Genomic DNA, 1,147 nt, shown 5'->3' on the forward strand with positions numbered 1-1,147 from the left:
CCCCTACTGATCGAGTAGCGCGCGAAGCGCGCGTATCGAGATCCCCCACCCCCGGCAACGACAGGTCTCGATACGCCCCTACGGGGCTACTCGACCAGCAAGGAAGTGCGAGCTCCCCGCTGATCGAGTAGCGCGCCAAGCGCGCGTATCGAGATCCCCCACCCCCAGGAGCGGCGGGTCTCGATACGCCCGGAGCCGCGACCTCAGGGCGTCGGCATGCCGCCGTTCACGTTGAGCGTCTCGCCCGCGACGAAGCTCGACTCGGCCGACGCGAGGAACACGTACGCCGGTGCGAGCTCGGCGGGCTGAGCCGGCCGCCCCATCGGCGACTCGCTCGACCCGAAGTCCGGCAGGCTCTCGGGGTCGACGCCGTCCGTCACCTGCAGCACGGTCCAGGTCGGACCCGGAGCGACGACGTTGACCCGGATGCCCTTCGGCGCCAGCTGCTGCGCCAGTCCCTTCGAGAGGTTGTTGATCGCGCCCTTGGTCATCGCGTAGTCGAGCCGGTCGGGCGCGGGCGTGTGCGCCTCCGCCGACGCGGTCGTGATGATCGTGGACCCGGGCGCGAGGTGCGGGATCGCCGCCTTCACGATGCGGAACATCGCGAGCACGTTGACCTGGAACGTCTCGAGGAACTGCTCGTCGCTGAGCTGCAGCACGTCCTCCTGCCACACCTGCTTGCCCGCGACGTTCACGACCGCGTCGAGCCCGCCGAGCCCCTCGACGGCCCTCTCGACGAGATCGGTGCAGTAGCGCTGGTCGCGCAGATCGCCCGGGACCGGCACCGCGGTGCGGCCGGCGGCGCGGATCAGCCCGATCACGTGCTGCGCGTCCTCCTCCTCCTCGGGCAGGTACGCCAGCGCCACATCGGCGCCCTCGCGCGCGAACGCGATCGCGACCGCCGCGCCGATACCGGAGTCGGCACCCGTGATCAGAGCGCGCCGCCCGGTCAGCCGGCCGGTGCCGCGGTAGCTGTCCTCGCCCAGGTCGGGCCGCGGGTCGAGCCGCGACTGCAGGCCGGGCTCCGCCTGGTGCTGCACGGGAGGGGTGGTGTTCGGGTACTGCGTCGCGGGATTCGTGAAGGTGTACTGATCGGGCATGGTCTCCTGCTCCCCGGCCGGGTCTCGGGCCGTCGTCCCCAGTCCAC

Annotated in this window: 1 protein-coding gene; it reads right to left on the reverse strand. The window is 71.5% G+C overall.

From position 1 onward, the window contains the following. Positions 1-203: 203 nt before the first annotated feature. Positions 204-1,100: an SDR family oxidoreductase gene (locus NB037_RS19305; protein WP_251948682.1), complete on the reverse strand. Its 897-nt coding sequence runs from the start codon at positions 1,098-1,100 to the stop codon at positions 204-206. Between the last annotated feature and the right edge of the window lie 47 nt (positions 1,101-1,147).

It is taken from the genome of Rathayibacter rubneri (genome assembly GCF_023743255.1).
GTDB classification, from domain to species: domain Bacteria; phylum Actinomycetota; class Actinomycetes; order Actinomycetales; family Microbacteriaceae; genus Rathayibacter; species Rathayibacter rubneri.

Bases quoted from the DNA above. Each gene is read 5' to 3' on its own strand.
- NB037_RS19305 (WP_251948682.1), bottom strand. From the start codon at position 1,100: ATGCCCGATCAGTACACCTTCACGAATCCCGCGACGCAGTACCCGAAC.